Annotated in this window: 25 protein-coding genes and 1 rRNA gene; 15 read left to right on the plus strand and 11 right to left on the minus strand. The window is 60.2% G+C overall.

Features of this window, described 5'->3' with window-relative positions; all coding sequences use genetic code 11:
* Window positions 1–147 (minus strand): 16S ribosomal RNA (locus tag BUA36_RS28460); the annotation flags it as partial.
* A 428-nt stretch (window positions 148–575) separates the two neighbouring features.
* Here BUA36_RS28460 and BUA36_RS28465 point away from each other — a divergent pair.
* The 3 genes from BUA36_RS28465 to BUA36_RS28475 all read left to right on the plus strand — a co-directional run bounded on the left by BUA36_RS28465 (window position 576) and on the right by BUA36_RS28475 (window position 3,600).
* Window positions 576–1,922 (plus strand): sensor histidine kinase, encoded by a 1,347-nt coding sequence (locus tag BUA36_RS28465; protein WP_072790438.1) that lies wholly within the window; start codon window positions 576–578, stop codon window positions 1,920–1,922.
* A gap of 70 nt (window positions 1,923–1,992) precedes the next feature.
* Window positions 1,993–2,760, plus strand: coding sequence for a LytR/AlgR family response regulator transcription factor (locus tag BUA36_RS28470; protein WP_072790441.1), 768 nt, complete (start codon window positions 1,993–1,995; stop codon window positions 2,758–2,760).
* Between the two features lie 81 nt (window positions 2,761–2,841).
* Window positions 2,842–3,600 carry a sensor histidine kinase gene (locus tag BUA36_RS28475; protein WP_307188253.1) on the plus strand — a complete coding sequence of 253 codons (759 nt, stop codon included), beginning with the start codon at window positions 2,842–2,844 and terminating at the stop codon, window positions 3,598–3,600.
* On the opposite strand, the gene BUA36_RS28480 is transcribed toward BUA36_RS28475, so the two are convergent.
* From BUA36_RS28480 to BUA36_RS28490, 3 genes are all read right to left on the minus strand, one after another.
* Window positions 3,597–4,682, minus strand: a complete 1,086-nt coding sequence (locus BUA36_RS28480; RefSeq protein WP_503826098.1) for a porin — start codon at window positions 4,680–4,682, stop codon at window positions 3,597–3,599. The genes BUA36_RS28475 and BUA36_RS28480 overlap by 4 nt on opposite strands.
* Window positions 4,683–4,857: 175 nt before the next feature.
* Window positions 4,858–5,508, minus strand: a complete 651-nt coding sequence (locus tag BUA36_RS28485; RefSeq protein WP_072790448.1) for a class I SAM-dependent methyltransferase — start codon at window positions 5,506–5,508, stop codon at window positions 4,858–4,860.
* A gap of 16 nt (window positions 5,509–5,524) precedes the next feature.
* Window positions 5,525–6,466 carry a CysB family HTH-type transcriptional regulator gene (locus BUA36_RS28490; protein ID WP_072790451.1) on the minus strand — a complete coding sequence of 314 codons (942 nt, stop codon included), beginning with the start codon at window positions 6,464–6,466 and terminating at the stop codon, window positions 5,525–5,527.
* Between the two features lie 153 nt (window positions 6,467–6,619).
* Between BUA36_RS28490 and BUA36_RS28495 the strand changes: the two genes are divergently transcribed.
* The 8 genes from BUA36_RS28495 to BUA36_RS28530 all read left to right on the plus strand — a co-directional run bounded on the left by BUA36_RS28495 (window position 6,620) and on the right by BUA36_RS28530 (window position 14,222).
* Window positions 6,620–8,320: a nitrite/sulfite reductase gene (locus BUA36_RS28495; protein WP_072790455.1), complete on the plus strand. Its 1,701-nt coding sequence runs from the start codon at window positions 6,620–6,622 to the stop codon at window positions 8,318–8,320.
* On the plus strand, window positions 8,313–8,900 hold the full coding sequence (locus tag BUA36_RS28500; RefSeq protein ID WP_072790458.1) for a DUF934 domain-containing protein: 588 nt from the start codon (window positions 8,313–8,315) through the stop codon (window positions 8,898–8,900). The genes BUA36_RS28495 and BUA36_RS28500 overlap by 8 nt, the downstream gene beginning before the upstream one ends.
* 11 nt (window positions 8,901–8,911) lie before the next feature.
* Window positions 8,912–9,628, plus strand: coding sequence for a phosphoadenylyl-sulfate reductase (locus tag BUA36_RS28505; protein ID WP_072790463.1), 717 nt, complete (start codon window positions 8,912–8,914; stop codon window positions 9,626–9,628).
* Window positions 9,629–9,654: 26 nt separating this feature from the next.
* The gene (gene cysD, locus BUA36_RS28510) at window positions 9,655–10,584 is read left to right on the plus strand and encodes a sulfate adenylyltransferase subunit CysD (protein WP_072790466.1); all 930 of its coding nucleotides are present in this window, start codon (window positions 9,655–9,657) and stop codon (window positions 10,582–10,584) included.
* Window positions 10,584–11,885: a sulfate adenylyltransferase subunit 1 gene (locus tag BUA36_RS28515; RefSeq protein WP_072790469.1), complete on the plus strand. Its 1,302-nt coding sequence runs from the start codon at window positions 10,584–10,586 to the stop codon at window positions 11,883–11,885. The genes cysD and BUA36_RS28515 overlap by 1 nt, the downstream gene beginning before the upstream one ends.
* A 47-nt stretch (window positions 11,886–11,932) precedes the next feature.
* A complete protein-coding gene (cobA, locus tag BUA36_RS28520) occupies window positions 11,933–12,652 on the plus strand; it encodes a uroporphyrinogen-III C-methyltransferase (protein ID WP_072790472.1) in 720 nt (239 codons plus the stop codon).
* Window positions 12,653–12,732: 80 nt separating this feature from the next.
* Window positions 12,733–13,455 (plus strand): hypothetical protein, encoded by a 723-nt coding sequence (locus tag BUA36_RS28525; RefSeq protein ID WP_072790475.1) that lies wholly within the window; start codon window positions 12,733–12,735, stop codon window positions 13,453–13,455.
* Window positions 13,455–14,222, plus strand: a complete 768-nt coding sequence (locus BUA36_RS28530) for a glutaminyl-peptide cyclotransferase (protein ID WP_072790478.1) — start codon at window positions 13,455–13,457, stop codon at window positions 14,220–14,222. The genes BUA36_RS28525 and BUA36_RS28530 overlap by 1 nt, the downstream gene beginning before the upstream one ends.
* Before the next feature lie 17 nt (window positions 14,223–14,239).
* On the opposite strand, the gene BUA36_RS28535 is transcribed toward BUA36_RS28530, so the two are convergent.
* Window positions 14,240–14,932, minus strand: coding sequence for a sigma-70 family RNA polymerase sigma factor (locus tag BUA36_RS28535; RefSeq protein ID WP_072790481.1), 693 nt, complete (start codon window positions 14,930–14,932; stop codon window positions 14,240–14,242).
* 149 nt (window positions 14,933–15,081) lie between these two features.
* Here BUA36_RS28535 and clpP point away from each other — a divergent pair, with 149 nt between their 5' ends.
* On the plus strand, window positions 15,082–15,687 hold the full coding sequence (clpP, locus tag BUA36_RS28540) for an ATP-dependent Clp endopeptidase proteolytic subunit ClpP (protein ID WP_072790484.1): 606 nt from the start codon (window positions 15,082–15,084) through the stop codon (window positions 15,685–15,687).
* 70 nt (window positions 15,688–15,757) lie between these two features.
* A complete protein-coding gene (locus tag BUA36_RS28545; RefSeq protein WP_139260726.1) occupies window positions 15,758–16,339 on the plus strand; it encodes a DUF6624 domain-containing protein in 582 nt (193 codons plus the stop codon).
* A 6-nt stretch (window positions 16,340–16,345) separates the two neighbouring features.
* On the opposite strand, the gene BUA36_RS28550 is transcribed toward BUA36_RS28545, so the two are convergent.
* Window positions 16,346–17,605 carry a DUF2252 domain-containing protein gene (locus tag BUA36_RS28550; RefSeq protein WP_084560397.1) on the minus strand — a complete coding sequence of 420 codons (1,260 nt, stop codon included), beginning with the start codon at window positions 17,603–17,605 and terminating at the stop codon, window positions 16,346–16,348.
* Between the two features lie 13 nt (window positions 17,606–17,618).
* Complete coding sequence (locus tag BUA36_RS28555; RefSeq protein WP_072790494.1) at window positions 17,619–18,476, minus strand: LysR family transcriptional regulator; 858 nt, start codon at window positions 18,474–18,476, stop codon at window positions 17,619–17,621.
* An 88-nt stretch (window positions 18,477–18,564) separates the two neighbouring features.
* Here BUA36_RS28555 and BUA36_RS28560 point away from each other — a divergent pair, with 88 nt between their 5' ends.
* A complete protein-coding gene (locus BUA36_RS28560) occupies window positions 18,565–19,056 on the plus strand; it encodes a lipocalin-like domain-containing protein (protein ID WP_072790497.1) in 492 nt (163 codons plus the stop codon).
* On the opposite strand, the gene BUA36_RS28565 is transcribed toward BUA36_RS28560, so the two are convergent.
* From BUA36_RS28565 to lptF, 3 genes are read right to left on the minus strand one after another with little or no spacing between them, the layout of a single operon-like run.
* Window positions 19,033–19,422, minus strand: a complete 390-nt coding sequence (locus BUA36_RS28565) for a sirohydrochlorin chelatase (protein ID WP_072790500.1) — start codon at window positions 19,420–19,422, stop codon at window positions 19,033–19,035. The genes BUA36_RS28560 and BUA36_RS28565 overlap by 24 nt on opposite strands.
* Window positions 19,422–20,591 (minus strand): LPS export ABC transporter permease LptG, encoded by a 1,170-nt coding sequence (lptG, locus tag BUA36_RS28570; RefSeq protein WP_072790503.1) that lies wholly within the window; start codon window positions 20,589–20,591, stop codon window positions 19,422–19,424. The genes BUA36_RS28565 and lptG overlap by 1 nt, the downstream gene beginning before the upstream one ends.
* Window positions 20,592–20,596: 5 nt before the next feature.
* Window positions 20,597–21,718, minus strand: coding sequence for an LPS export ABC transporter permease LptF (lptF, locus tag BUA36_RS28575; RefSeq protein ID WP_072790506.1), 1,122 nt, complete (start codon window positions 21,716–21,718; stop codon window positions 20,597–20,599).
* 123 nt (window positions 21,719–21,841) lie between these two features.
* On the opposite strand from lptF, the gene BUA36_RS28580 reads away from it, so the two are divergent.
* The gene (locus tag BUA36_RS28580; RefSeq protein WP_072790510.1) at window positions 21,842–23,338 is read left to right on the plus strand and encodes a leucyl aminopeptidase; all 1,497 of its coding nucleotides are present in this window, start codon (window positions 21,842–21,844) and stop codon (window positions 23,336–23,338) included.
* 59 nt (window positions 23,339–23,397) lie between these two features.
* On the opposite strand, the gene BUA36_RS28585 is transcribed toward BUA36_RS28580, so the two are convergent.
* Window positions 23,398–23,841 (minus strand): hypothetical protein, encoded by a 444-nt coding sequence (locus tag BUA36_RS28585; protein ID WP_072790513.1) that lies wholly within the window; start codon window positions 23,839–23,841, stop codon window positions 23,398–23,400.
* Window positions 23,842–23,898: the final 57 nt, after the last annotated feature.

Genomic DNA, 23,898 nt, shown 5'->3' on the forward strand with positions numbered 1-23,898 from the left:
GTTATCCCCCACTCCTGGGTACGTTCCGATATTTTACTCACCCGTTCGCCACTCGCCACCAGAGCAAGCTCCGTGCTGCCGTTCGACTTGCATGTGTAAGGCATGCCGCCAGCGTTCAATCTGAGCCAGGATCAAACTCTTTAGTTTAATCTCTGTTTTATCACCATTGACAAAAATGGTTCGCTCACTCAAAATACTGACAGTATTACTACTGCTTATTTCTTGTTGAGCATTTAATGCTTTTTGTTGCAGCATCAAACGCCCACATTTATCGACTGTAATTTTTTAAAGATCATTCTGTACTGCGTTGCTGATAAAGCGTTTTGTTCATCAGCGAAGAGGCAAGATTATGAGGCGTTTCGTACATCTCGTCAAGCTCTTCTTTTTCTTCGCTTCACTCTGCATTTGCATGCTTCGTTTCGCGAGGGACCGAACTATAGCAACCCCTCCGCAGTTTGGCAAGTGCTTCCTTTTACTTTGCCGTCCAATCCCCGTTTTTTGCAGACTGTCGCAATCGCATGGCGTCACCAGGCGATGATCGCTACACTTGCCTCATATTAAGATTGAAGGCTCACATGTTTCCCACGCCAAAAGTGCAAGACACCTTAAAAACCGCCGGCGGCTGGCTGCACCGGGGTTTTGACGCTACCGCCACCTGGGTTACCCAGCTGTCCTGGTGGAAGTTCCTGGTGTTTGCCGTTCTGATGCTGATTGCCGGCTCCATCCTGCAAGATGAGCTGTTTTCGTCCAATCCAGCCCAGGATGACATCGATCGTGGCGATCGCATGGTCAAAGCCAAGCGCAAAGGCGCTGACACCAATATCCTGATTGACGACAGCGGCATTCACTTCAACCCGCGCGGCAAGATCCGCAACAAGAATACCGAGGATAACAACGAGCACAGCACCGCTGCTCCGCCGGAAGCGCCGGAAGCGCCCGCCACGCCGGAGGCACCGGCAGCACCGGCAGCCCCTGCCGCACCAGCCGCCCCATCGGCAAAAGCCGGCAAGAGCGGTGCGGCCTCGGTGCCAGCCCTGCCCACCTTGCCTGGCGAGGAAGTCCACATTGACCTGCCGCCGCAAATTGGCGAAGAGCTGTCCAACGCCATTGAGGAAGCGGTGGATGATGCCGCCGAACAGAAGGTGGCCCGCTACCACGGCCAGGCTTCCACCTGGTTCAAGAGCTTCATCACCCTGCTGGTGCTGGCCCTGTTCGGCACCAAGGCGTTGATGGGTGGCAAAAAACGCGCCGAGGCCGAGACCCAGTCCGCCAACGCCGCCGCCGAGCGCGAATCCATGCAGCGCCAGCTCAGTGAAGCCAAGATGCAAATGATGCAAGCCCAGGTCGAGCCCCATTTCCTGTTCAACACGCTGGCGTCGGTCGAGCATCTGATCGAAACCGACCCGCCGCGCGCCTCCGCTATGCAGCGTAGCCTGATCAAATACCTGCGTGCAGTGCTGCCGCAAATGCGCGACAGCTCGCTGATCACCAACCTTGGGCGCGAAGCCGATATGGTGCTGGCCTACCTCAACCTGCTGAAAATGCGGATGGAAGAACGCCTCACCGTGGACTTTGACGTCTCCGATGGCCTGCGCACCGCCGCCTTCCCGCCCATGATGCTGCAGTCCATGGTGGAAAACGCCATCAAGCACGGCCTCGAGGGCAAACCGGAAGGCGGCACGCTGAAAGTGCGCGCCGACGTCGCCCACAACAAGCTGCGTGTGATTGTCAGTGATACCGGCCTCGGCTTCGGCGCCAAGCCCAGCGACGGCACCGGCCTGGGTCTGACCAATATCCGCGAACGCCTGAAGCTGCTGCACGGCGACCAGGCGCAGTTGCTGATCGCCGCCAACAGCCCGAGCGGCGTGATCGTCACCATTGAAGTACCGTACCAGCTGGCCAAGGCCAATAACAGCAATTGATTATTACGACGATTCGTTGAATAATTGATTGAATAACTGATTGAATAATTAATACGCACACCCGAGACCGATGCCTACAGCAATCATTGCAGATGACGAACGTTTAATGCGCGACCAGTTGCGCATGCGCCTGGGCCAGGTATGGCCTGAGCTGGACATTATTGGCGAAGCCAAAAACGGCGACGAAGCCATCGACCTGGTCGACGAGCTCAAGCCCGACTTCACCTTCCTCGATATCCGCATGCCCGGCAAGACCGGCATGGAAGCGGCCGCCATCATCGGCAACAAGAGCCAGATCGTGTTCGTCACCGCCTACGATGCCTACGCGGTGGAAGCCTTCGAACGGGGCGCAGTCGACTACGTGTTGAAACCGCCCGAGCAGGAGCGCCTGCAGGTGACGGTGGACCGCCTCAAAGGCCGCATGAACAAACCGGCCGCAGGCGCCGACATCAACGCCAGCGTCACCGCCATGCTGGCGCAGCTGACCGAGAAAATCGCCGCGCCAAAACCGGCGCACCTGCAATGGATACAGGCCAGCATCGGCCAGGACCTGCGCATGATTCCGGTCGAGGAGATCCTGTTCTTCCGCTCGGACGAAAAGTACACCTGCGTCCAGACCGAGAAATACGAGGCGCTGATCCGCAAGCCCGTGCGCGACCTCGCCGACGAGCTGGACCCGGCGCTGTTCTGGCAAATCCACCGCGCCACGCTGGTCAACGTCAACGCCATTGAAGGCGTGACGCGCGACATCCGCGGCCGTCACCTGGTGATGATCAAAGGCCGCCCGGAAAAGCTGGAAGTGAGCCGCAGCTTCCTGCATCTGTTCAAGCAGATGTAACTGCGGCACATCAAACCTGCTCCACCCAGCCTGATTTAGTGTGACTCCTCGCGGCCGATTTCCGGCCGCAGGGAGATCCACATGCGCCCTACCCGTGCCCTGTTGTTGCTCGCCGCCATCGCGGCAACCGGCCGCCTGTGCTGGCGCCTCGGCCACGAGCGCGCCTCCCCCGCTACCGAACAATCCTATGCCGAGCTGCGCGAGCTATCCGCCGCGCTGCAAACCATCCGCGAAGAAGAACGCAAGCACATCGCACGCGAACTGCACGACGATCTGGGCCAGCTGCTGGCCACCCTGCGCGGTGATCTGGCCCTGCTGCAACGCCAGGGCAATAATCACGCGGCCACGCGCAAGCTGCAGGCCGGCATGGATGAGCTATTGATGTCCGCCATCACCTCGCTGCGGCGCATTGCCAGCAACTTGCGACCACGGGCGCTGGATGAGGGAGGGTTGTATTTTGCGCTGCACAGCCTGCGCCATGAATTTGTCGCGCGCCACGGCATCAGCTGCACGCTCAGCGCCAACGAAGGGGATTTGATACTCGATGATGCCTACAGCACGGCCATCTTCCGCATCGTGCAGGAAGCGCTGACCAACATCACACGCCACGCTGAAGCGCGCACGGTGAGGCTGTCGCTGTACCGCAAGGACGACGCCCTGCACATCTCGATCCATGACGACGGTCGCGGCATCGCCGAAAAGGACATGGACAAAGCCTCGTCCTTCGGCCTGATCGGGATGCGCGAGCGCGTCTGGGCACTGCATGGCGATATCGCCATCGTCAACGACGGCGGCACGCGCATCATGATACGCCTGCCGCTGCCGCCAGATACAGCTTAGAACGCGTGACGGAAGCCGACGTTGAAGGCTTTGTCGCCGCTACCAGCTTCGTTGTTGTTACCAACGGTGTAGCCAGCGCCGTTCTTGTTCTTGATCTTGGCGTAGGCCAGGTACACACCAGTACGCTTCGACAGCGAGTACAGGTAGCCCAGTGCCCACTGATCGGCGTCCTGGTTGTTGACGGTCTTGTCGTTCTTGCGGATGTACGAAGCCATGATCGAACCGTTGCCAACTGGTACGGTGGCGCCGATCAGCACGTCATTACTGTCCAGGCTAGGCTTCGGCGCTACGGTGTAGCCGTAGGCGTTGGCGACCGGGATCTGGGCGCTGTTCACGCCTTTGTCTGCGCTGAAAGCGAAGAAGGCTTTCACAACCTGGAAGTCGTAGTTGATCGCGAACATGGTGTTGCGGCCGGTATCCTGCAGCTTGGCTGGGGTGGCGCCGACAGCAGCGGTGTCGTTGTTCTTGTTGTTGTACACCAGGCGCGCGTTCAGCGGGCCTTGGGCGTAGTTCAGGCCCAGACCGAATTGACGGCCGGCGGTGGCGCTGCCAGCCTGCTCGCCCAGCGAGTACAGCACGTCGCCGCTGAAGCCTTCCACGGTTGGGGTCGAGTACACCAGCGCGTTGCTCGCGCGGGTGTTGGCGCCAGCCGATGGGAACAGATTTTTGATCGAACCAGCGTAGCCGGCGCCGAACGGGTCAGCCACCTGGCTTTGTGCCAGGTACAGCGGGGTGTACTGACGGCCGATGGTCAGCTGACCGGCTTCTTTGCTCTTCAGGCCAACGAAGGCCTGACGGTTGAACAGGGTGCCGGCGCTGTCGATGGTGCCGTCGTCCGCTTTGAAGCCGGCTTCCAGCTGGAAGATCGCCGACAGGCCATTGCCCAGGTCTTCGGTACCGCGGAAGCCCAGACGGGACTGGCCGCCGATACCGCTGGTCACTTTGGTGACGGAACCGGCAGCACCGCCGCGCTCGCCAACGATACCGGCATCCACCAGGCCGTAGATCGTCACGTTCGATTGAGCTTGAGCTTGTGCAGCGAAGCCGCCGATGATCATTGCTGCCAGAGTAAGTTTTTTCACTTGATGTTCTCTACTTGAGGTTGAAAGAAAAACTGCAGTATTGAATTCCACGGCCGAGATCATGCCTATCAATTACTTCAACAATGTGACAATCACCATTTGTTGTAAATCAACATCACAAGTGAAAAAAAAGCCGCTGGCAGCGGCTTTTGATGAACCGGCTTACTGAACCGCGTTATTTCAGGCGGCAGCTCAGCAGGAAATAGTGCTCCATGCGCTCGATCTTGATCTGGCGCGCACGGTCGGCAAAGCGCTTGCGCAAGGTACTATCGGTCAAATAGTTGGTCATGATTTCATAGCGTTCGCCATCATCGGCGGTGACGATCTGATACGTATTGCCGTCCGCATCGGTGCGGGCGATGACCACCTCGCCGTCGATCTGCGACTCGTCCAGCACCACCAGCAGGATATCCTTGCCCAGCTTGGCGCGCAGGGTTTTCAGGTATTTTTCCTGCTGCTCACGGCGCACGTGGCGCCACAGATTGCCAATAAACACCGCCGTGTACTGGCCTTGCAGGCCCTCCGGCAGGTCAAACGCATCCATGACGCCAAACGTCACGATGTCCTCGTCAAGGCCACGGGTTTCGGCCAGGTCGATCATTTCCTGCAGAATATCCGTCGCATAGACCGACTCCGCCGTTTCCGCGATCAGGTCGGTCCAGTACGCGGTGCCACAGCCCAGTTCCAGCACTTTATGGCCGGTGAACAGTTCTGCCACCATTTCCTGCAAATCGTCCAGATCGTCGAAACGCTCTTCATTGGCGTAGACCTGGTCATAGTTATCCGCGTTGACGGCGTAATATTGGGTCAACTGGTTGGTAATCATGATGATGCTTTCTTCTTTATAGTTCGTAGTTCTCTTTTTCGCCGCTCATGGCCTGTTCGATCAACTTGCGGTTGAGCGTCGGGGCCAGCAGTTCGATAAAGGTGTAGATATAGCTGCGCAGATAGGCGCCCTGCTTGACCGCCACCCGCGACACATTCATGCCGAACAGGTGGCCCACCGGGATGGCGCGCAGGTTTTTGTCGCGCTCGGCGTCAAAGGCCATCCCCGCTATGATACCAATCCCCATGCCCAGCTCCACATAAGTCTTGATGACATCGGCGTCGATGGCTTCCAGCAGCACGTCCAGCTTCAGGCCGCGCAGGGCAAACGCATGGTCGATCTTGCTGCGGCCGGCAAAGGCGCCATCATACGTGATGATCGGGAAAGCGGCGATCTCTTCCAGCGTCGGCTGCTTGGTGCGCAGCAGCGCATGGTCGGGCGGCACCACCACCACGTGCTCCCATTGATAGCATGGCAATGTTACCAAGCCATTCACGCCAGCAATCGATTCGGTGGCAATCGCCAGGTCGGCCTGATCACGCTGGACCATCTCGGCGATCTGCTGCGGATTGCCTTGCAATAAAGATAAGCGCACCTTGGGGAATTTGACCATGAAGGCCTGCACCACCTTCGGCAGCGTGTAGCGCGCCTGGGTATGTGTGGTGGCGATGGTAAAACTGCCGCTGTCCTGGGCCGCATATTCCTTGCCGATGCGCTTGAGGCTGTCGATCTCCTGCATAATCAATTCCACCGACTCCAGCACCAGCCGCCCCGGCTCGGTCAGGCCGCGGATACGCTTGCCGTGGCGGGTGAAGATATCGACCCCCAGCTCCTCCTCCAGTTCGATAATCGCCTTGGACACGCCCGGCTGCGAGGTAAACAGCGCCTTGGCGGCGTCGGTCAGGTTGTAGTTCTGGCGTACTGCTTCGCGCACAAAGCGCAATTGATGAAGGTTCATTGCAGGTCTTGGCCCATCTTAAAATTATTAGCGTCCATGCTTATGCCCAATCCTTATATAAGCAAATAAAGACTAAGTCGTATGGAATAAAGACGAAGTTTATTACTATTAGCACCAGTTTGGGGAATCAGCGACTATCCAGGAAGAATATACATGTATCAATACGACCAGTACGACCACCTCATCGTCCGCGAGCGCATCGCCCAGTACCGCGACCAGGTACGCCGCCGCCTGGCTGATGAGCTGACCGAAGCCGAATTCCTGCCGCTGCGCTTGCAGAACGGCTTGTACATGCAGCGTCACGCCTACATGCTGCGCATTGCCGTGCCGTACGGTCTGTTGGCATCCAAGCAAATGCGTATGTTCGCCCATATCGCCCGCAAGTACGACCGCGGCTATGGCCACTTCACCACCCGCCAAAACATCCAGTTTAACTGGGTTGAACTGGAACAGACACCGGATATCCTGAGCGACCTGGCCTCGGTGGAGATGCACGCCATCCAGACTTCAGGCAACTGCATCCGCAACACCACCTCCGACCCGTATGCCGGCGTGGCCGCCGACGAGATCATCGATCCACGTCCGTATGCCGAAGTGCTGCGTCAATGGTCGACCTTCCACCCGGAGTTCATCGCCCTGCCGCGTAAATTCAAGGTCGCCATCAACGGCGCCGTGGAAGACCGCGCCGCGATCGCGATTCACGACATCGGCCTGACCGTGGTGCGCAACGACGCCGGTGAAATCGGCTTCAAGTTCATGGCCGGCGGCGGCATGGGCCGTACGCCCATCATCGGCAGCGTGATCCGCGAATTCCTGCCGTGGCAGCACCTGCTGACCTACACCGAAGCCGTGATGCGCGTGTATAACCAGTACGGCCGCCGCGACAACAAGTACAAAGCCCGTATCAAGATCCTGCTGAAAGCCGTGGGCGTGGAAGAATTCACGCGCCAGGTGGAAGAAGAATGGGTCGATCTCAAGGACGGTCCGGAAACCCTGACCGTCGACGAGATGCAGCGCGTGATCGACTACTTCCAGCCGCCAGCCTACAAAGCGCCGGAAGACAGCGACGCCGCCCTGCAGGCGCAAGCCGCTGAGCACAAGGCCTTCGCCAACTGGTTGAAGCGCAACGTCAAGCCGCACAAGGTGCCGGGCTACGCCGCCGTGGTGCTGTCGCTGAAAAAGACCGGCGTGCCGCCGGGCGACGCCACCGCTGAACAGATGGACTTCATGGCCGACCTGGCAGACCGCTACAGCTTTAACGAACTGCGCGTCACCCACGAACAGAACATCGTGCTGGCCGACGTCGAACAATCGCAGCTGTTCGCGCTGTGGCAGGAAGCCAAAGCCCATGGCCTGGCCACACCGAACATCGGCCTGCTGACCGACATGATCTGCTGCCCGGGCGGCGACTTCTGCTCGCTGGCCAACGCCAAGTCGCTGCCGATTGCGGCGGCCATCTCGGAGCGTTTCGATAACCTCGACTACCAGCATGACATCGGCGAGATCGAACTGAATATCTCCGGCTGCATCAACGCCTGCGGCCACCACCACGTCGGCAGCATCGGCGTGCTGGGCGTGGACAAGGACGGCAGCGAATGGTATCAGGTGTCGATCGGCGGCGCGCAAGGCAACAACGCCGCCATCGGCAAGATCATCGGCCCATCGTTCTCCGCGCTGCAAATGCCGGAAGTGATCGACCGCCTGCTGCAGGTTTATCTGCGCGAGCGTTTTGAAGATGAATCGTTTGCCGCCTGTGTGCATCGCCTGGGCGTCGCACCATTCAAGGAATTTGTGTACGCCACGCCGATCGCTGAAAAAGGCGGCCGTCTGGTTGGAGAGGATGAATATGTCTGAAGCAGTAAAAAACCTGATCATCAAGGGCCGTGAAGTTGTCGCCGACGACTGGCAAGTGCTGCGCCTGGCCGAGCCGGTCGAAGGCGCACCCGCTGTCGATCCCGCCACCGTGGCGGTCCCGGAGGGCAAATTCATCGTGCCACTGAGCCTGTGGCTGGTGCAGCGCGAGGTGCTGGCGGCACGCACCGCCGCCGGCGAGATCGCCGTGTGGATCGCATCGGACGAGCGCCCTGAAACGCTGAAAGGCCTGCTGGACCAGTTCCCGCTGATCGCCGTCGACTTCCCCAAATTTACCGATGGCCGCGGCTACTCGATCGCCTACAACCTGCGCACCCGCCTGGGCTGGACCGGCGAACTGCGCGCCGTCGGCGATGTGCTGCGCGACCAGCTGTTCTCGATGCAGCGCGTGGGCTTTGACGCCTACGCCATCCGCGCCGACCGCGATGTGCATGATGCGCTGAAAGGCCTGTCCGATTTCTCCGAAACCTATCAGGCTTCGGTCGATCAGAAAGTGCCGCTGTTCCGCCGCCACGCACGCCCGGTGCCGGCTACGGCCAACAACGACGGCGCCGGTATTTGATTGGAGCTGCAATGAGTGACCTGAGCAAGCTGATTGCGGACACGCACGCCACGCTGTCCCGCATCGCCAGCGATTTCAGCCCCGCCGTTTTCGCCTCCTCGCTGGCGGCCGAAGACATGGTGCTGACCGATATGATCCTGAAGGCCAAGCACAGCATCGGCATTTTCTCGCTTGAAACCGGCCGCCTGCACCAAGAAACGCTGGCCATGCTGGACAAGGTGAAGCAGCACTACGGCTACGACATCGCTGTCTACAAGCCGCAGCAGGATGCGGTCGATAGCTACGTCGCACAGCATGGCCTGAACGCCTTCTACGACAGCGTCGAGATGCGCAAGGAATGCTGCCGCATCCGCAAGGTCGAGCCGCTGAACCGCGCACTGTCCGGCAACAAGGCCTGGGTCACGGGCCAGCGCCGCGCGCAAGCGGCAACCCGCACCTCGCTGCTGGTGGAAGAGGACGATCCGGCGCACTTCATGACCAAGTTCAATCCGCTGGCCGATTGGTCCGAGGACGACATCTGGAACTACATCCGCGACAACGGCGTGCCGTACAACGCGCTGCACGACCAGGGTTATCCATCGATCGGCTGCGAACCGTGTACCCGAGCCATACAGCCAGGTGAAGATGTCCGCGCCGGACGCTGGTGGTGGGAGAACCCGGAATCGAAAGAATGCGGCCTCCACGTCGTCGACGGCAAACTGATACGCATTAAATCTGTCGCTGCATAAGCGGCTTCAAAGAATAGGCTAGTCCAATGAACGCTTTAGTTGAACAAAACGCGCAAGTGAACTCGCGCCACCTCGATGCCCTGGAATCGGAAGCCATCCACATCATGCGCGAAGTCGCTGCCGAGTGCAGCAACCCTGCCCTGCTGTTCTCGGGCGGTAAAGACTCGGTGGTCCTGCTGCGCATCGCGGAGAAGGCTTTCCGTCCTGGTAAATTCCCGTTCCCGCTGGTGCACGTCGACACCGGCCACAACTTCCAGGAAGTGATTACCTTCCGCGACAAGCGCGTGGCCGAACTGGGCGAACGCCTGATCGTCGGCTCGGTCGAAGACTCGATCAAAAAAGGAACGGTACGCCTGCGCAATCCGCAAACCGATTCGCGCAACGCCGCACAGGCGGTGACGCTGCTGGAAACCATCGCCGAACATGGCTTCGACGCCTGCATCGGCGGCGCTCGCCGCGACGAAGAGAAAGCCCGCGCCAAGGAGCGCATCTTCTCGTTCCGCGATGAATTCGGCCAGTGGGACCCGAAGTCGCAGCGCCCGGAACTGTGGGACCTGTATAACACCCGCGTCCATCCCGGCGAGAACATGCGTGTGTTCCCGATCTCGAACTGGACCGAGCTGGATGTGTGGCAGTACATCGCCCGTGAAAAACTGGAACTGCCACCGATCTACTTCGCCCATGAGCGCCAGGTGATTCCGCGCAATGGCCTGCTGGTGCCGCTGACGGATCTGACTCCGGCCCGCGAAGGCGAAACCGTCGAAACGCAAGTGGTGCGCTTCCGTACCGTCGGCGACATCTCCTGCACCTGCCCGGTGTCCTCGGACGCGGCCACCGTGGAGCAGATCATCGCTGAAACCGCGATCACCCAGGTGACGGAGCGCGGCGCCACCCGCATGGACGACCAGACCTCCGAAGCATCGATGGAAAAACGTAAAAAAGCAGGATACTTCTAATGACTACGACTACTTCGAACGAACGCGGCCTCCTGCGTTTTATCACCGCCGGTTCCGTCGATGACGGCAAGTCCACCCTGATCGGCCGCCTGCTGTTCGACAGCAAAGGCATCTTCGCCGACCAGCTGGACGCCATGTCGCGCTCCAAGCACAAGCGCACCGTCGGCGACACCGTCGACCTGTCGCTGCTGACCGACGGCCTGGAAGCCGAACGCGAACAAGGCATCACCATCGACGTCGCCTACCGCTACTTCGCCACGCCGAAACGCAAATTCATCATCGCCGACACGCCAGGCCACGAGCAGTACACCCGCAACATGGTGACCGGCGCGTCGACCGCCGATGCCGTCATCATCCTGGTGGACGTATCGAAAGTGAAGCTGCGCGAAGACGGCGGCGTGGATCTGCTGATCCAGACCAAACGCCACTCCACCATCGCCCACCTGCTGCAAATCGAGCACGTCATCGTGGCCGTCAACAAGATGGACCTGGTGAACTACGATCAGGACATCTACAACCGCATCGTCAAAGCCTATGGCGAATTCGCCGCCTCGCTGGGCCTGAAAGACATCACGCCGATTCCGCTGTCCGCCCTGAGCGGCGACAACGTGGTGGAAAAGAGCGAGAAGCTGGACTGGTACCAAGGCCCGACGCTGATCGAGCTGCTGGAATCGCTGTCCGTCTACGACGAGTCGCACGACGCACCATTCCGCTTCCCGGTGCAGCTGGTGGCGCGCCACAACGGCCACGAAGCCAATGACTTCCGCGGCTACATGGGCCGTATCGAGTCGGGCAAGGTCTCGGTGGGCGACACGCTGGTGGTGCAGCCATCCGGCCAGGCTGCGACCGTGAAAGACATCGTCACGCTGGAAGGTTCGCACCAGTCGGCCGTCGCCGGCCAGTCGATCACGCTGCTGCTGAACGAATACCTGGACATTTCGCGTGGCGACCTGCTGGCCAATGCCGCACAGCCGGCCACGCAGCTGAAACAGCTGAAGGCCGACGTATGCTGGATGTCCGACGAGCCGCTGGACGTGCGCCGCAAGTACTGGATCAAGCACGGCACCAAGCAGACCTCGGCGAAAGTGAAAGCGATTGCATCTCTGCTGGACATCAACACCCAGCAGCGCCACAGCGCCGAAGGCCTGAAGCTCAACGACATCGCCACCATCGAGCTGGCAGTGCAGCAGCCGTTGGCAGCCGACGCCTACAGTGACATCCGCGCCACTGGTGCTTTCATTCTGATCGATGAGGTGACCCATCAGACCGTGGCCGCTGGTATGATCCGCCTGGACCAATAAACCTAGCCAGCGTCATCCCCGCGCCTGCGGGGAGCCAAGGATTTTTCATGCCAGCTCTCGGAAAAGTGTATTTGATCGGCGCCGGTCCCGGCGCCCAGGACTTGATTACCTTGCGTGGTGCGCGCCTGCTGGCGCAAGCCGACATCGTGCTGCACGACGCACTGGTGACATCCGAAATGCTGGACCTGTGTCCGCAGGCCGAGAAAATCTCGGTCGGCAAGCGCAGCGGCCAGCGTTCGGTCGCCCAGCAGATCATCAACCGGCAGTTGGTCGAATGCGCGCAGCGCGCCACGCTGGTGGTGCGCCTGAAAGGCGGCGACCCCATGATCTTCGGCCGCGCCGATGAAGAGCTGCGGGCGCTGGAAGAAGCTGGCATCGAGGTGGAAGTCGTCCCCGGCATCACCACCGCGCTGGCGGCAGCGGCGACCACCAAGCAGCCGCTGACCAAGCGCGGCGTGGCGCGCAGCGTCGGTTTTTTCACCTCGTCCACCGCAGCTGAACACGCGGACCACGACGCCATTCCCGAAACCGACACGCTGGTGCAGTACATGGGCGGCCGCGAAGCCATCGCCACCGCAGAGCGCCTGCTCGCACACGGCCACAAACCGGATACGCCGGTGGTCGTCATCGAAAACGTCAGCCGCGCCGACCAGCAAACCCACCGTATGGACATCACCACCTTGAGCCAGGGTCTGGGCACACCGCATGGCCCGGTGCTGGTCATGATCGGTGAAGCCATGCGTGCCCGCCCCCATCAACGAGATTAGCAGCACAATAGCCATCCAACTCCGCGCCTGAGTTTTATTTTTCGGTATTAAAATGTCCATTCTTACCATTCGAGGTAGTAATGGATATCGTTCAAAGACTGGAAAACGCCTGGAGTATCCACGCCGAGGGCAAGTTTGAAGAAGCCCTGCAGGAATACATCTGGCTATTTGAGGCTACCGCCAAGGACGCGGACACCGCATCGCTGCGCCTGTCCTACGTGCTGGCCGCATGGGCCAAGCTTGCGGAAGAATACCTGCCCGCCCACCACGCGCTGGTCGATCTGCGCAACCACATGGCTGAGCAGCTGCTGAGCGAACCGGCCGATACCGCGCTGTTCAATGACATCCGCGTGGTCAACGACAAGCTGGGCGACTTGCAGAATACTTACCACCTGTTCCAGCGGCTGCCCGACGCGCTGAAACAGCAGACAGCCCGCATCGCCCTGCCCTCACTGATGGCCTGTGGCGACTATCAGCTGGCGCGCCGTTATCTGCAGCAGCCGGAAGAACATCTGGCGCAGGCGGCCATGAAGCTGAACCAGCAAAAGAACCAGATTAACGTCCTCACCTCCGAAGGCATGGCAGAACTGCTGGCCGATGTATTCAACTACACTACCGAAGTTGCATTGGTACTGGACTTGCTGAACGGCTGCGGCGATACTGCTGCGGCGGCGATCGCGCGCCAGCAAGCTGTCTCGCTGGTGCAAACGCCGGAAGCCCGCGCCTGCGTGGAAGCGGAGCTCAATGCTCCCGGCACCACGCTGGACGCCATGGTTGAACTACAAAATTCGGTGACTGCATAGTGAAAAAGATTTACGCTCAAGCCCTCCTCCTCTCCACTTTCCTGCCCGCTGCTGCATCGGCTGCACTCCCCACCTACGATTTCAAGGTGGTGCGCAGCTATCCGCATGACACGCAGGCCTTCACCGAAGGCCTGCTGTACCGCGATGGCTTCCTGTACGAGAGCACGGGCCTGAACGGCAAATCTTCGATCCGCAAAGTAAACCTGGAGACCGGCAAGGTCCTGCAAAGCAAAGACATCCCGCCCCAGTACTTCGGCGAAGGCCTGACTGCCTGGGGCGATACGCTGGTCGGCCTGACCTGGCAAACCCAGACCGGTTTTGTCTTCGATCTGAAGACCTTTGAATTCAAAAGCCAGTTTGCCTACCCGGGCGAAGGCTGGGGCCTGACGCAGAACGGCAAAGAACTCATCATGAGCGATGGCAGCGCCACGCTGCGCTTCCTCGATCCCAAGACCTTCCTCGAAGTACGCCGCGTGAAAGTAACGGCGGACGGCATTGCAGTCGACCAGCTCAATGAACTGGAAGTGGTGGAAGGCGAAATCTACGCCAATATCTGGCACACCAACACCATCGCCCGCATCGATCCTGCCACCGGCAAGATCGTTGGCTGGATCGATTTCAGCAAACTTTATCCCGATGCCGGCAAAGGACCGAACGGCGAAAACGTCATGAACGGCATCGCCTACGACGCCGATAAAAAACGCCTGTTCGTCACCGGCAAACTGTGGCCCAAGATCTACGAAGTGAAAGTCACGCGCCGGCCATAAGCTGTCACACACTGCATCTAGGCCGCCAGCGCATACGACGCATCATTGGCGCATGCGCTAAAGCCGCGCACGCGCAGCCGCTGTTGTTGAAGGCAGACGGCCAGGGGCTGCCCATCCGTCAGCAGGGTCACCACGGCCGGCACATCACGGGTGTTGATCGCCAGTTGAAACCTGCGTATCAGCTCGCGCGACAGCTTCTCCTCGGGCGGCATGTCATCAGCCGCTTGCTTCAACCGCTTGCGCGCGCGTGCCAGGTACTGGCGCGCGTTTTCTGCTTTGGTCCCGAGTACTGCAGCAATATCAGCGTGTCCGCATTCAAACACCTCATGCAGGACCAGCGCCAGCCGCTCGGAAAACGACAGACGCGCCAGCATCCGCGCAAATGCGGCTTCCACGTCGGCACACCGCAGCAGCTCTTCCTCTGGTGATAGCGGCTGCACATCGGGCGCCAATTCCTTTGCAACCTGGGCGGCCACCGCATCGCGCGCGCGTTTGCGCAAATGGTCGATCGACTGATGCTGCACAACGGTGGTCAGCCAGGCGGCAGGCGTCACCAGCGCGTCCTTTTCAGCGCTGTGCCACTTCAAAAAACAGTCCTGTACCACTTCTTCCGCTTCCGCCTCGCTGCCCAGGATGCGTGAACTGATCGCCCTCAGGCGCGGGCGCAGCTGCTCAAACAGGGCGCCATCGGTATCGGTAGTACGTGACATGGTGATTCTCCTCTCATGATGGGGACACTACTTGACGCTGGGCACCCGCCAAACGTGACACATCAACTATCTATTTTTTTGCCGTCACACTGCGCACCGGCGCAGGCGTCAAGCGGGCAGTGAACCGACCTGACCGCGAAAGGAACATCATGCTGACCAATTCCCTGGGCCTCATCCCCACCGTCATCGAACAGACCAGCCGTGGCGAACGCGCCTTCGATATTTATTCCTGCCTGCTGAAAGAGCGCGTGATCTTCCTGGTGGGCGAAGTGACCGAACAATCGGCAAACCTGATCGTGGCGCAGTTGCTGTTCCTGGAATCGGCTGATCCGCACAAAGACATCTCACTGTACATCAATTCTCCGGGCGGCTCGGTGTATGCCGGCATGGCGATCTACGACACCATGCAATTCATCAAACCAGAGGTTTCCACCTTGTGCACCGGCTTTGCCGCCAGCATGGGCTCCTTCCTGCTCGCCGCTGGCGCAATCGGCAAGCGCTATGCCCTGCCCAACGCGCGCATCATGATCCACCAGCCGCATGGCGGCTCGCAAGGCGTCGCCTCCGACATTGAAATCCAGGCACGCGAGGTGCTCTACCAGCGCCACCGCCTTAACTCCATCATGGCCGAGCGCACCAGGCAAACGCTGGCCCGGATCGAAAAAGACTCCGACCGCGACAACTATATGTCATCCGCAGACGCCAAAGACTATGGCCTGATCGACCACGTGCTTCTCACCCGCGACGAAAGCTGAACGCAACTTACCAAGAGATTAATAAAACTCGTACACTGCGGAGGCGACCAACCATGCGAACATTCAATCAATGAAAACGTCGAATTTATCTCGTGCTGTTCTTGCACTGGCATTCCTGCCTTTATTGGCAGCTGCGGAGCCGTGCGAGAAAACCGCGCTGGCCCAACAGTACGCAAAGATGCGTAGCGACGACCAGTCACTGCGCGGCCGCTACATCCACATCCTGGAGATGGAGCACCGCAAGGAGAAGTTCGATCCCAAGGAAAAAGATCAGCTGGAATACACCATCTCGGACATCGACGAAAGTAATCAGCGCAACCTGGACAAATTGATTGAGCAGTGCGGCTGGCCCGGCAAGCTTGACGCCAACCGCGCGGCAGATGCAGCGTTCCTCATTATTCAGCATGCGGACCTGGACTATCAGCTCAAACACGCTGATTTGCTTGCCGCCGCAAACAAGCGAGGCGAAATTCCGAACAAGATCTACGCCATGTTTGTCGACAGGGTTAGGCTGAGACAAGGCAAGGGACAGCTCTACGGCACGCAGCAGGAATATGGCAGTAACAAGATGCCGCCGATCGACGACCCAAAAAACCTGAACCAGCGCAGAAAAACCATGGGCCTGCCGCCGCTGCCGACGCCAGCCAATTAGCCGGCATCAGCGCGTCTGCAACGCTGCGCGGTATGCGTTGGCATACTGCTTCCAGTCGGCCAGCACTTGCTGATGGCAGGTCTGGGCGTAGTCGATCAGCGCGGGGCGCCATTGCTTGCCGTTGTGGCCATAAGCGATCCATTCATCGGCAATGGCGGAGCCCTGGCGACCGCCGGAGCGCAGGTGCGACCAGGCGACGATACTGCCCATGGTCCGCATGACGCTTTCGAGGCGGCGCAGTTTGCCGCCCCACCGCTCCAGCGAAAGACGATCCTGCTGTGGCAGCAGTTCTTTGAGCACATACGATTGGTCGCCGATGCTCACCGCTGACAGGAAGGCTGGTGATATGGCCTGCATTCTTTTCTGTACCGCGACGATGCGCTCGGCTTCGGTTTGCCACGGTGGTTGCACCACCGGCAGATAGGGCGACAGTGCGGAACTGGAAGCCAGTTTCAGGTCGAGCAGGAAGTTGCCGTCCAATCCACCGCGTCCGCGCACCAGAACCGCATAGCGCTCTTGTCCGAGGCTACCCGTGCCAGCGATGCGGCGAGCCACATCAAGCACACGGAAGAACGCCGGTGTCTGCCGAGTCTCCGCATAGGAGGCCATGAACTGCGTGACCTTTTCGCGCTCCGCTTCGTTGACCGGCAGCGCTTTGATGCCGTCCAGCCGCAGCTTGCGTTTGCCTTTGCGGATATCGGTGCGACGGTCGAGGAAGGCGGGACGTTCGCGCAGGCGCAAGTCCCGCAGCAGGTCGCGCACCATGCCGTCGGCAGTCGCCCGCTCCACCCAGCGTGCTTTACCTTCGACCAGATTGCCGACGTACGCATCCAGAAAACTGTGGCACAGGGCGATCGCTTGTGCCGGCGGCACTGTCAGTGCGTCGGCAGCCACCAGCACACTGACGAGGAAGCGGACCAGCTCCCAGCTGGCTGGCGCCAGCACGGCTTCGTCGAAGTCGTTCATGTCAAAATAGGTCAGGCGGTTGTCGCCTTTGTAGCTGCCGAAGTTTTCGAGGTGAAGATCGCCACAGATCCACGCCAGCGGCGACTGTCCGAGACCTGGAAAATCCTGGTAGAACAGATGGCAGGTACCGCGCAGAAAAGCGAAGGGATTGTCCGCGAGCAGACGATATTTCTGCGTCACGCGTTCGGCATCGCGGCCTGCATTGAACGATGCGATCAGTCCCACCACATCGCGCTCGCGCAACGGCGCCGACGTGGGACGCTTCCGGTCATCAGAGGGGGTAAGGGTGCGAATGCTCATGCAGCCTAGAATATCACCCTTGCGGCGCCAGCAACGCGATGATCTCATCGGCCACCGCGCGAACCGGGGCGGCACGGCGGACGTCTTCGTGCATGACGATCCAGAGTTTGCGTTTGACCGGACAAGCCGGCGCTGGCGCAATAACGGCCAATAAGCCAGCCAGTGGCAAGTAGTCGGGTAACACTGCCACGCCACAGCCGGCAAGTGCCGCCTGATAGAGCGCGCCCAGGTCGTTGGAACGCAGGCAGTAACGGCGCTCGCCACGTATTTTCTCCAGCCACTGATGCTGCGGCGTATGCTGGAGTTGTTCATCGTAGCCGAGAAATTCCCACTCCTCCGGGCCGCGCGACGCCAGATACCCGTCACTGGCGCACAGGCGGTAGTGCACTGTCGCCACGCTGCGCACGGCCAGCCCCGGCGCCGTCGGGCGGTTGTAGCGTATGGCGATGTCGGACTCGCGCCGCATCAGATCCGTCTCACGCGCCTCCCCACGCAGGTCAAGCTCGATGCCCGGCAGGCGATGCAGCGCTGGCCGCAAGCGCGGCGCCAGCAACCAGGCTGCGAGCGCCGGAGGCGCAGAGACGCGCACCTTGCCGTGCAGTTCGGCCGCGCCGGTTGCCGCACGCAGCACGCCATGCAGGCCGTCTTCCATCTTGCGGACATGCGGCGCCAGCGCCTTGCCTGCGGCTGTCAGCGACCAGCCTTTCGGAAAGCGGTCAAAGAGTCGGACGCCAAGCGCCGCCTCCAACGCATCGATACGCCGCGCCACGGTGGTATGTTCGACACCTGCCGTGCGCGCAGCAGCGGACAGCGTACCTGCATCGTGCAAGGCAAGGAAGTAGCGCAGGTCATCCCAGTCAGGTTGGCTCATTGTGCAATTATGCACACAAAATGCGCAGGTTTTGCTAATTTCAAGCAGCCGCCAACACGGCTATCGTGTTTTTATTTGAGGAGATGCGATGAAAATGTTGACCCGATTGTTTTGCCTCGCCATGTGCATGCCCGCACAGCAAGCTGCAATGGCCGCCCAGCCCTTCCCGTTGGCCGGCACCTGGTCGCTGGTGGCTGCCGACAAGATCATGCCGGACGGCAGCCGGCAGCACGACTACGGCGAAGCGCCATCCGGCCTGCTGATGATCGACACGGATGGTCGCTACATGCTGCAAATCTACCAGCAAGGCCGCCCGCACTTTACCGGCGGCGAAAAGAAGACCGGCACCAGACAGGAATTCGAAGCGGCTGTGCTAGGCGCCAGCACGCATATGGGCACGCTCTCGATGAACGAGACGGCGCACACGCTGAGCTTCAATATCGCCAGCGCAGCATTCTCAAACTGGGAAGGCACACGGCAGGAGCGCCGCTATGAACTGAAAGGAGATGAATTAAGCTACCGCGTCCCCGTGCGGCCGGATGGCCAGATACCCGTATCAGTGTGGCGACGGGTGCGCTAATGAAGCGACACAGTAGTCGGACAGTGCCTGGAGTACGGCAGCATTCTCGCCGGCCGCCTCAACCACCTTGAGCGCGGCTTGCGGGTATGCCACGCGCAGGTCGTCCAGCATCAACGGCAGGTCGCGCAGCACATGGCCGCCCTGGCCCAGGAAGACCGGCACCACGGTGATATCAAGCACGCCATCTGCCACCAGCGCTGCCACCTGCTCCGGCAGGCGCGGCGACATCAGTTCCAGAAACGCCAGCGACACGCGCACCGCCGGCTCGCGCGCCTGCGTCAGATCGCGCAAACGCTCAAACGGCGCCGCCCAGGACGCCGCACGCGCGCCGTGCGCAAACAGGATCAGTGCACGTTGTGTCGCCATCAGTGCCGCTCCACCCACCACAAGGCCCATAGCGCCAGCAGCAGGAATAACAGACTCGGCGCAATCGCCGTCATGACCGCCGGCCAGGTACTAAGCATGCCCAGGTGCGAGAACAGCGTATTCACCAGCAGGAAGCTCACGCCGATCATGATGCCGACGAAAATCTTCAGGCTCACGCCTCCGCTACGCGTATGCAGATAACCGAACGGCAGCGCCAGTGCCATCATGACAAAAATGGCCAGCGGGTCGAACAGCTTTTTCCAGAACGCGATCTTGAAACGCTCCGTCTCCTGCTTGTTCTCCTGCAGGTGGCGGGTGTAGACCGCCAGTTCGTTGGCCGACATGCGCTCAGGATCGGAACCTGCCACCGACAGAATCTTCGGCGTAATCTCGGACAGCAAATCCTTGCTCGGGCTATGGCGCGTTTCGATCAGGCTCGATTCCTGCGCAAAGTTATTTTCCAGATTGGCTTCCGCGCCCGGTTTCAGCAGTTCGGGATTGGTGAACAGGTTTTCCGTCACATCCTCCAGACGCCAGCGGTTGCTGCCCTGGAAGGTGCCGGTTGTCGCCAGCGTGATCGACCGCAGACGGAAATTGGTATCGAATTCATACAGCTTCACACCAATCAGCGTGCCGTCTGGACGTACTTCGCGCACGTTGAAGAACCGCGAACCGGTCACGGTACCATTCATGCCTTCCGACTTGACGATGTCCTTGGTCCACAGGCCGGAACGGAACTCCGACGAAATCGCCGCGCCACGCGCGCTCAGTTTGATTTTCTCCGCCAGCGGCGCCGTACGCGGCGCAATCAGCTCACCGAAGATAAACGTCACAATCACCAGCACCAGGCCAACCTTGGCCAGCATGCGTGCCACCATGCCGGTCGACATGCTGGACGCGCGCATGATGGTGAATTCCGACGTCGCCGCAAACTGCGCCATCGTATAGATGGTGCCGATCAGCGCCGCCAGCGGCATCACTTCATACACGTGGCCCGGCAGCTGCACCAGCACATACAGGAAGGCATACTGAATCGCATAGCCGTTCTTGCCCACCGACGGCAATTCGCCGGTCAGGTCCATAAAGGCTTGCAGCGCCAGGAAGGCCACCAGCACAAAGGCCACCGCTTGCAGTATCGAGACCGCGAAATAGCGTTGCAGGATTTTCATTACGATCAATCTTTCTTGTTACGCGAGCGTTTGTACGCGGCCAGCAGCGCCAGCGGATGGTAGCGGTGGTTCAGGTTCAGGCGCCATGCGAACAGGCCAAGCACCACCAGCGCGAGGGCCAGGTGCAGCGGCCACCACGACAGCGCAAACGCCGATTTGCCTTGCTTGACGCTGGCTTCCACCAGCTTCACCAGATTGCTATAGCTGAAGAACACCAGTAACGCGATAATCAGGTTGGCAGAACTGCCGGCACGCGGATTTACAAAGCCCAGCGGGATCGCCAGCAGGATCAGCACCAGGCAGGTCAACGGCTGGGCGATACGCCACAACAGTTCCGAGCGCGCGATGTTGGTATTCGCCGCCAGCAGTTCCATGGTGGTCATGGCGACGGCTTCATGCTCGGCTTCCAGATCCTGTGCCCGCTGCGTCACGCGCATGCTGTAGCTGTCGAACTCCATGGTCTGGAAGTCCGCCTGGCCCGGCGTGCCCTGGTAGCGGCGGCCGTTCTTCAGTACCAGATAACGTTCGCCTTTCGGGCCGTTGCTGACCACACCTTCGCGCGCCACGATCACGGCGGTGCCATGTTCATCGACGGTATTCACAAACACGTTCTGCACCACGGCCGATTTGCCGGCCACGCCTTCTACAAAGAAGATGCGGTTGGCCGATGCCGATTCCTTGAACTGGCCTGGCGACACCTTCTGCAGGTCTTCGCGCTTTTCAAAGCGCTCCACATACTCGGAGCTTTTCTGCTTGGCCCATGGCGTGGCGATAAAGCTCAGGCCTGCGGTCAGCAGCACCAGCGGCAAGCCAAACGTCAGCACCGGACGGATCCAGCGCACCAGGCTAAGGCCGGAGGCAAACCACACCACCATTTCGGAATCGCGATAGGTCCGGGTCACCACCATCAGCACGGAAATAAAGCTGGTGAGGATAACGAGAGTTGGCAGATAATTCAGCACTGCGAAAGCGATCAGCGCGATGACGTCACTGGATGCGACCTTGCCGCCGGCAGCCTTGCCCAGCACACCAATCAGTACGAAGACGACACTGACGCTGAACAGCACAGTAAAGGTAGCCCCGGCGGCACTGGCCATTTCACGTCGTAGGGCGCGTTGAAAGATCATTGAAGATTATAATTCGGTAGTTTGGCCCGTCATACTTTCAGACGGGGCCACAAGTTTTAAAATAACAGCCCGGCCTTATCGGGCCACGCAGGGCTGGCACACGTACACGACACGGAGAATCAAATGGACTTTAGCATAAAAGCATTCGACACAAAAAACACCATCGCTACCGCCAAAGCAGGCGTTATCGCCGTTGCGGTCTTCGAGAACAAGAAGCTGTCGCAAGCCGCCAAGGCGCTGGACGGCGCTGGTGAAATCACGGCTGCGCTCAAGTCCGGCGACATCACCGGCAAAGCCGGCACCACCCTGCTGCTGCGCGGCGCCAAAGGTGCGGCGGCCGAGCGCGTGCTGCTGGTTGGCCTGGGCAGCGACGAAGCCGTCAGCGAAAAAAGCTTTGCCGGCGGCGTCTCCGCAGCCCTGAAGGCATTCTCCACCCTGGGCACGAGCGACGCTATTATCGCACTGCCGATGACCGAAGTGAAAGACCGCGACGTCAATTGGGCGATCCGCTGCGTGGTCCAGAGCGGCCACGAAGCCGTGTTCCGCACCGATGCGCAGAAGAGCAAGAAAGACCCGGCCGCTGCCGGCGTGAAGAAAATCGCCCTGGCCGTGCCTAATAATGCGGCAACCAAGCTGGCGCTGGCCCAGGCGGTGGCGATCGCCAACGGCATGGACCTGACCAAAGAGCTGGGCAACACCTCGGCCAACGTCTGCACGCCGACCCACCTGGCCAACGTTGCCAAAAAATTGGGCAAGGACTTCAAGTTTGAAGTGGAAGTGCTGGACCGCAAACAGCTGGAAGCGCTGAAAATGAACAGCTTCCTGTCCGTGACCAACGGCAGCGAGCAGCCGCCGAAGTTCATCGTCATCAAGCACATGGGCGGCAAGTCCAAGGATGCGCCGGTGGTACTGGTCGGTAAAGGCATCACCTTCGACACCGGCGGCATTTCGCTGAAAGCCGGTCCAGGCATGGACGAGATGAAGTACGACATGGGCGGCGCCGCTTCGGTACTGGGTACCTTCCGCGCCATCGGCGAAATGGACCTGAAGCTGAACGTGATTGGCATTATCGCTGCGTGCGAGAACATGCCATCGGGCCGCGCCACCAAACCAGGTGACATCGTCACCTCGATGAACGGTCTGACCATCGAGATCCTGAACACCGACGCCGAAGGCCGTCTGGTGCTGTGCGACGCGCTGGCTTACGCCGAGCGCTTCAACCCGGCCGCCGTTATCGACATCGCCACCCTGACCGGCGCCTGCATCGTGGCCCTGGGCCACCATAAGAGCGGCCTGTTCACGCGCGACGACGCAGCCCACAACAAGCTGGCTGACGAGATCATGGCGGCAGGCCAGAACGCCAGCGACACCGCATGGCGCCTGCCGATCGGCGAGGAGTACAACGAGCAGCTGAAGTCCAACTTCGCCGACCTGGCCAACATCGGCACTCCGGGCGGCGCGTCGTGCACCGCAGCGGCGTTCCTGGAAAACTTCACCCGCAAGTACACCTGGGCGCACCTGGATATCGCCGGCACCGCATGGAAATCGGGCGGTGCAAAAGGCGCGACCGGCCGTCCGGTACCGCTGCTGTCGAACTTCCTGATTAATCGCGCAAACTGAGCGTGCAAATTAAGCGATCAGCTTAATCAGTATGGACTCCCGCGTACGCGGGAGCGACGTTAGAACAGGGTCACGCCGGGCGCCGGCGCTGGCCCTTCTTCTTTTTCCTGCGCGGGATGCATGACCACGGTCAGCGTCGACGGATAGTCATAGCCCGCGCCGGTATTCTTGTCGACGAAGTAGCCGACACCGGCCGTCAGCGCCAGGTTCCCCCACAGGTTGGCGTCCACCTTGGATTCGACCTTTTCATAGGCCCAGCCCTTGCCCGCCTTCTGGCAGTCGATGCGCAGCGGTCCGGCGCTCTTGCGCAAGGTCACGCGGCCCGGGGTCGTGACAAACCATTTGCCCGTATCGTTATATAGCACACAGCCCACGCCAGCGATCTCGCGATGATCGAGCACGGTTTGCACCAATACGCTTTGTTCAGTGGATTCAGTGAGGGAAGCGCAGCCGGCCAGCAAGGCCAGCAGCACCGAAGCCGCTGCGGTGGGGCGGAGATACATGGTCTGCCTCTGGAATAAAGATAGAGGCAGTGTATCAGCCCGCCGCGGGCTTTATTT

Origin of the sequence: Duganella sacchari, assembly GCF_900143065.1 — a bacterium.
GTDB classification, from domain to species: domain Bacteria; phylum Pseudomonadota; class Gammaproteobacteria; order Burkholderiales; family Burkholderiaceae_D; genus Rugamonas; species Rugamonas sacchari.

Bases quoted from the DNA above. Each gene is read 5' to 3' on its own strand.
- BUA36_RS28525 (WP_072790475.1), top strand. From the start codon at position 12,733: ATGGATATCGTTCAAAGACTGGAAAACGCCTGGAGTATCCACGCCGAG.
- clpP (WP_072790484.1), top strand. From the start codon at position 15,082: ATGCTGACCAATTCCCTGGGCCTCATCCCCACCGTCATCGAACAGACC.
- BUA36_RS28475 (WP_307188253.1), top strand. From the start codon at position 2,842: ATGCGCCCTACCCGTGCCCTGTTGTTGCTCGCCGCCATCGCGGCAACC.
- BUA36_RS28550 (WP_084560397.1), bottom strand. From the start codon at position 17,605: ATGAGCATTCGCACCCTTACCCCCTCTGATGACCGGAAGCGTCCCACG.
- BUA36_RS28565 (WP_072790500.1), bottom strand. From the start codon at position 19,422: ATGGCGACACAACGTGCACTGATCCTGTTTGCGCACGGCGCGCGTGCG.
- BUA36_RS28505 (WP_072790463.1), top strand. From the start codon at position 8,912: ATGAGTGACCTGAGCAAGCTGATTGCGGACACGCACGCCACGCTGTCC.
- cysD (WP_072790466.1), top strand. From the start codon at position 9,655: ATGAACGCTTTAGTTGAACAAAACGCGCAAGTGAACTCGCGCCACCTC.
- BUA36_RS28465 (WP_072790438.1), top strand. From the start codon at position 576: ATGTTTCCCACGCCAAAAGTGCAAGACACCTTAAAAACCGCCGGCGGC.
- BUA36_RS28560 (WP_072790497.1), top strand. From the start codon at position 18,565: ATGAAAATGTTGACCCGATTGTTTTGCCTCGCCATGTGCATGCCCGCA.
- BUA36_RS28495 (WP_072790455.1), top strand. From the start codon at position 6,620: ATGTATCAATACGACCAGTACGACCACCTCATCGTCCGCGAGCGCATC.
- cobA (WP_072790472.1), top strand. From the start codon at position 11,933: ATGCCAGCTCTCGGAAAAGTGTATTTGATCGGCGCCGGTCCCGGCGCC.
- BUA36_RS28485 (WP_072790448.1), bottom strand. From the start codon at position 5,508: ATGATTACCAACCAGTTGACCCAATATTACGCCGTCAACGCGGATAAC.
- lptF (WP_072790506.1), bottom strand. From the start codon at position 21,718: ATGATCTTTCAACGCGCCCTACGACGTGAAATGGCCAGTGCCGCCGGG.
- BUA36_RS28515 (WP_072790469.1), top strand. From the start codon at position 10,584: ATGACTACGACTACTTCGAACGAACGCGGCCTCCTGCGTTTTATCACC.
- BUA36_RS28535 (WP_072790481.1), bottom strand. From the start codon at position 14,932: ATGTCACGTACTACCGATACCGATGGCGCCCTGTTTGAGCAGCTGCGC.
- lptG (WP_072790503.1), bottom strand. From the start codon at position 20,591: ATGAAAATCCTGCAACGCTATTTCGCGGTCTCGATACTGCAAGCGGTG.
- BUA36_RS28500 (WP_072790458.1), top strand. From the start codon at position 8,313: ATGTCTGAAGCAGTAAAAAACCTGATCATCAAGGGCCGTGAAGTTGTC.
- BUA36_RS28555 (WP_072790494.1), bottom strand. From the start codon at position 18,476: ATGAGCCAACCTGACTGGGATGACCTGCGCTACTTCCTTGCCTTGCAC.
- BUA36_RS28490 (WP_072790451.1), bottom strand. From the start codon at position 6,466: ATGAACCTTCATCAATTGCGCTTTGTGCGCGAAGCAGTACGCCAGAAC.
- BUA36_RS28580 (WP_072790510.1), top strand. From the start codon at position 21,842: ATGGACTTTAGCATAAAAGCATTCGACACAAAAAACACCATCGCTACC.
- BUA36_RS28545 (WP_139260726.1), top strand. From the start codon at position 15,758: ATGAAAACGTCGAATTTATCTCGTGCTGTTCTTGCACTGGCATTCCTG.
- BUA36_RS28585 (WP_072790513.1), bottom strand. From the start codon at position 23,841: ATGTATCTCCGCCCCACCGCAGCGGCTTCGGTGCTGCTGGCCTTGCTG.
- BUA36_RS28470 (WP_072790441.1), top strand. From the start codon at position 1,993: ATGCCTACAGCAATCATTGCAGATGACGAACGTTTAATGCGCGACCAG.